This window comes from Streptomyces sp. NPDC002156 (assembly GCF_053593675.1).
Genome location: NZ_JBSFDA010000327.1, coordinates 1 through 4,494 on the forward strand (window position 1 = coordinate 1; position 4,494 = coordinate 4,494).

Here is a 4,494-nt window from a genome sequence, read left to right on the forward strand (position 1 = left end):
CCGTCCGGCGTTTGAGGACGAGCGCGTTCAGCGCGATACGGGGGTTCGGGGGCGGAGCCCCCGAGGATGGGAACGGGTAAGGGCGGCGGGGGCGAAAAACTTACGACGCGAACAACCGCACCGCCCACCCCGCATGCCCCTCCGCCCCCACCTCCAACATCGGCGCGGAAGCCGCAGGCAACGCATCGACGTCACCCCCGACCGCCGCCTCCACCGCCCGATCCACCACCCGGTCCAGCTCCGGCGCCAACCGAGCCAACACCCCCGTCGCATCGAACGGATCAAGACTCAGCAACCGCACGACAGCCGACGCAGGCCCACTCACGCTCTCGTACACCGAGCAGTACGCCGCATCCTCCGGCCCCAACCCCGCCGCACGGGCAGCCAGTCCCAACACCACTGGCTGATGCGCTCCCTTGGGGAACTCCCTCGCCAGCGCGTCCAGTTCGTCCCACGGCCACGTCGCCCGCGCCGCCCGCATCAACTGCCGCCCCAGCTTCCGCGCGGCGACCCGCAACGCCGGTGACGGCGTCCGGGCGTCCGCCGCACCGTCCAACAGCACCGGATCAACCCCCTGCGCCGCAGCCGCCGCCAGCGCCGCCGACACCAGCCCAGCCGTGTGCAGCCGCCCCCGGCAGAACTCCTCCAGGCTCGCCGCCCCGGTGATACGCCCCGCCTTCACCGCGGCCTCGGCCCCGCCGGAGTGCGCGTGCCCCCCGGCGGGAAAGCGGCCATCGGCCAGGACCAGCAACGCCGCCCTGCTCACTGAAACCGCCTCCCCATCAGAAGAGGAAGTACCGCTGAGCCATGGGCAGTTCGGCCGCCGGAGTGGCCTCGACCAGCTCCCCGTCGATGTGCACGGCGAAGCTGTCGGGGTTGATTCGTACCTCCGGACGCGCGTCGTTCTCGCGCATGTCGGCCTTGGTCACGGCCCGCGTCGACTCGATCGCCACGAACCGCTTCCCGAGCTGGAGCCGCTCCGGCAGCCCGTCCTCGATGGCCAACTGGGCCACGAAGTTGAAGGAGTTGGACGCCGGTGCCCGGCCGATCGCGCCGAACATCGGCCGGGGCAGGATCGGCTGCGGAGTTGGGATCGACGCGTTCGCGTCGCCCATCTGCGCGTACGCGATCTGGCCGCCCTTGATGACGAGGTGCGGCTTGACCCCGAAGAACGCGGGCTCCCAGAGGACCAGGTCGGCGAGCTTGCCCGTCTCCACGGAGCCCACCTCCCCCGCGAGCCCCTGCGCGAGGGCCGGGTTGATCGTGTACTTGGCGACATAGCGACGTACGCGATGGTTGTCCGCGCTGCCGTCGCCCGGCAGGGCACCCCGGCGGCGCTTCATCACATGGGCCGTCTGCCAGGTCCGCATGATGACCTCGCCGACCCGGCCCATGGCCTGAGCGTCGGAGGAAATAATGGAAATCGCACCCAAGTCATGCAGTATGTCCTCCGCCCCGATGGTCGAAGGCCGAATCCGCGACTCGGCGAACGCCAGGTCCTCCGGCACTGCCGGGTTCAGGTGGTGGCAGACCATCAGCATGTCGAGGTGTTCCTCGGCCGTGTTGACGGTGTAGGGGCGTGTGGGGTTGGTCGAGCTGGGCAGGACGTGCGGCTCTGAGACCACGGACATGATGTCCGGCGCGTGCCCGCCGCCCGCACCCTCGGTGTGGTAGGCGTGGATGCCCCGGCCAGCGATCGCCGCGAGCGTGTCGGCCACGAAACCGGCCTCGTTGAGGGTGTCCGTGTGGATCGCGACCTGGATGCCCGTGCGGTCGGCGACGGTCAGCGCCGCGTCGATGGCGGCCGGGGTCGAGCCCCAGTCCTCGTGGATCTTCAGGCCGAGGGCGCCGCCCCGGATCTGGGAGAGCATCGCGTCGTGCGAGACGGTGTTGCCCTTGCCGAGCAGACCGAAGTTGAGCGGGTACTGCTCCATCGCCTCCAGCATCCGGGCGAGATGCCAGGGGCCGGGGGTGACCGTGGTCGCCTTCGAACCCTCGGCAGGCCCCGTACCGCCACCCACGAGCGTCGTGACGCCCGACGCGAGCGCCTCGTCGGCGATCTGCGGGCAGATGAGGTGGACGTGCGCGTCGATGGCGCCCGCCGTCACGATCCGGCCGTTGCCCGCGATGATCTCGGTCTCCGGACCGATGACCAGGTCGGGGTGGATCCCGTCCATCGTGTCGGGGTTGCCGGCCTTGCCGATGCCGGTGATCCGGCCGTCGCGGATGCCGATGTCGGCCTTGACGATCCCCCAGTGGTCGATGATCACGGCACCCGTGATGACCGTGTCCGGGGTGCCATCTGCGCGCGTAGCACGCGCCTGGCCCATGGATTCGCGGATGACCTTGCCGCCCCCGAACACCGCCTCGTCACCGGCGAGTCCGGGACCGCCGGAACGATCCTCCTCGATCTCGACGATCAGGTCGGTGTCGGCGAGCCGAATGCGGTCACCGGTGGTGGGGCCGAACAGATCGGCGTACGCGGCACGCGAGATCTCAGGCATCGAGGGCACCTCCGGTCTCCCCGCGCAGCCCGGGCACGATGCGCGCGCCGGTGAGCGGTACGAGTTCTACGTCGACGGGGATCCCGGGTTCGAAGCGTACGGCGGTGCCGGCGGCGATGTTGAGCCGCTTGCCGCGCGCCGCCGCACGGTCGAACTCCAGGCCGGGGTTGGCCTCGGCGAAGTGGTAGTGGGAGCCGACCTGGACGGGCCGGTCGGCGGCGTTAAGGACGGTCATCGACGTGACCTCGCGGCCCTCGTTGTACACAACGGGTCCGTCGGCGAACAGGATCTCTCCGGGAATCACGGCAGCCATCCCCTCAGACGATCGGGTCGTGGACGGTGACGAGCTTGGTGCCGTCCGGGAAGGTCGCCTCGACCTGGACGTCGTGGATCATCTCGGGGATGCCCTCCATGACGTCCTCCCTGGTCAGGATCTTGCGCCCGGAGGACATCAGCTCGGCGACCGTACGGCCGTCACGGGCGCCTTCGAGGATGTGTGAGGTGATCAGCGCGACCGCCTCGGGGTGGTTCAGTTTGAGCCCTCGGGCCCGGCGCTTCTCGGCCACGTCCGCCGCCACATGGATCAGCAGCCTCTCCTGCTCGTGCGGAGTCAGTTGCACGGCGTCCCACCTCACATCCTCGCTCCGGACCGTGCGGGGTCCGGTTGCCGATGCCACCAAAACCGCTGGTGGCGCGAATGGGCACGCTAGTTGGCCGGAGTTTCAAGGACGTTAACCGGCGCGTGATCCATCCCGGTCGCCGGAAGCGGGCCCGCCCATGCTCATCAGACCGCGAAGACCCTCCTGGAGTACTTCGACCGGCGCGCTGCCGAAGAGGGCCATCTGTGCGACGTAGCCCTGAGCGGCCGCGATCATGGTCCGCGCGACACTCTCGGCCGGTACGTCGGCCCGCATCATCCCGGCTTCCTGGTACCGCTCGACCAGGCCCACCCACACCGTGCGGACCTTCGCGTACCCCTCGTTCAGCGCCTTCGACAGGTCGTCGTTGCGCAGGGTCTCGGCCCACACTTGGACGATCAGCCGGGGAAAGACGGCCGCTCCTTCCTCCGCCAGCCCCGGGCGCGACCCCATCATCCGGCCCATCACCTCCACCACCATCACGTCCGGCGGCGGAGGCGGGCTCTGCTCGCCCGCGGCCTCGAAGGCGGAGCGGACCTCCTCCAGCACCTCGGTGACGATGGCGGCGATCAGCTCCTCCTTGCCGCTGAAGTAGCGGTAGACGGCCCCGGCGGAGAGGTCGACCGCCTTGAGCACGTCCTGCATCGACGTGGCGTGGAAGCCGTTGCGGGCGAAGCAGAGTGCCGCCCCGTCGAGGATCTGACGGCGTCGGGCGTCGAGGTGTTCCTGGGATACGCGGGCCATGCCGACAAAAGTAAAACGAACATTCCTTCTTGACAAGGGACACCGATCGCAGGACGGTGGTGGCGCACCTAAAACGAACGATCCTTCTTTTTAGGTCCGCTCAGCTACACAGCCCACATCGATTCGAGAGTCGAGGAAGAAACCATGGGGCACCGCCGCCGCATGATCGCCGTAGTCGTCCTGGTCCCCGTCCTGGTCGCGCTGGCGCTCTGGGCCTTCGCCTGGCCCGCCGCCCGCACCGCCCCCCGCGACCTGCCGCTCGGGGTGGCGGGCCCGGCCGCCGCGGTCACCCAGGTAGAGCAGCAGCTGTCGACCCACGAGGGCGCCTTCGAGATCCACCGGTACGCCGACGAGGCCGCCGTCCGGGACGCCATCGAGGACCGGACCGTATACGGCGCCGTGGTCGTCACCGCCCAGGGCCCGAAGCTGCTCACCGCGTCGGCCGCGAGCCCCCTCGTCGCCCAGCTCCTCCAGCAGGCGGTGACCACCCAGGCCGAGCGGTCCGGCGCCCGGGTCACGACCGTCGACGTCGTCCCCGCGGCCGCGAACGACCCTCGCGGCGCCGCCTTCGGCGCGAGCGTGCTGCCGCTGGCCCTCGCCGGTGTGGC

Annotated in this window: 6 protein-coding genes; 1 reads left to right on the plus strand and 5 read right to left on the minus strand. The window is 70.0% G+C overall.

Annotated features, from left to right (window positions below):
- Positions 1–100 precede the first annotated feature (100 nt).
- The 5 genes from ACWCRB_RS49185 to ACWCRB_RS49205 all read right to left on the minus strand — a co-directional run bounded on the left by ACWCRB_RS49185 (position 101) and on the right by ACWCRB_RS49205 (position 3,886).
- Positions 101–766 carry an urease accessory protein UreF gene (locus ACWCRB_RS49185; protein ID WP_451002279.1) on the minus strand — a complete coding sequence of 222 codons (666 nt, stop codon included), beginning with the start codon at positions 764–766 and terminating at the stop codon, positions 101–103.
- A 16-nt stretch (positions 767–782) separates the two neighbouring features.
- On the minus strand, positions 783–2,504 hold the full coding sequence (locus tag ACWCRB_RS49190; RefSeq protein ID WP_451002280.1) for an urease subunit alpha: 1,722 nt from the start codon (positions 2,502–2,504) through the stop codon (positions 783–785).
- The gene (locus ACWCRB_RS49195; protein ID WP_055535474.1) at positions 2,497–2,808 is read right to left on the minus strand and encodes an urease subunit beta; all 312 of its coding nucleotides are present in this window, start codon (positions 2,806–2,808) and stop codon (positions 2,497–2,499) included. Before ACWCRB_RS49195 ends, ACWCRB_RS49190 begins: the two co-directional genes overlap by 8 nt.
- Positions 2,809–2,821: 13 nt before the next feature.
- Positions 2,822–3,124 (minus strand): urease subunit gamma, encoded by a 303-nt coding sequence (locus tag ACWCRB_RS49200; protein WP_389354404.1) that lies wholly within the window; start codon positions 3,122–3,124, stop codon positions 2,822–2,824.
- Between the two features lie 111 nt (positions 3,125–3,235).
- Positions 3,236–3,886: a TetR/AcrR family transcriptional regulator gene (locus ACWCRB_RS49205; RefSeq protein WP_451002281.1), complete on the minus strand. Its 651-nt coding sequence runs from the start codon at positions 3,884–3,886 to the stop codon at positions 3,236–3,238.
- A gap of 144 nt (positions 3,887–4,030) precedes the next feature.
- Here ACWCRB_RS49205 and ACWCRB_RS49210 point away from each other — a divergent pair.
- Positions 4,031–4,494: ABC transporter permease (locus ACWCRB_RS49210; RefSeq protein ID WP_451002282.1), on the plus strand; the 464-nt coding region annotated here is incomplete at its 3' end.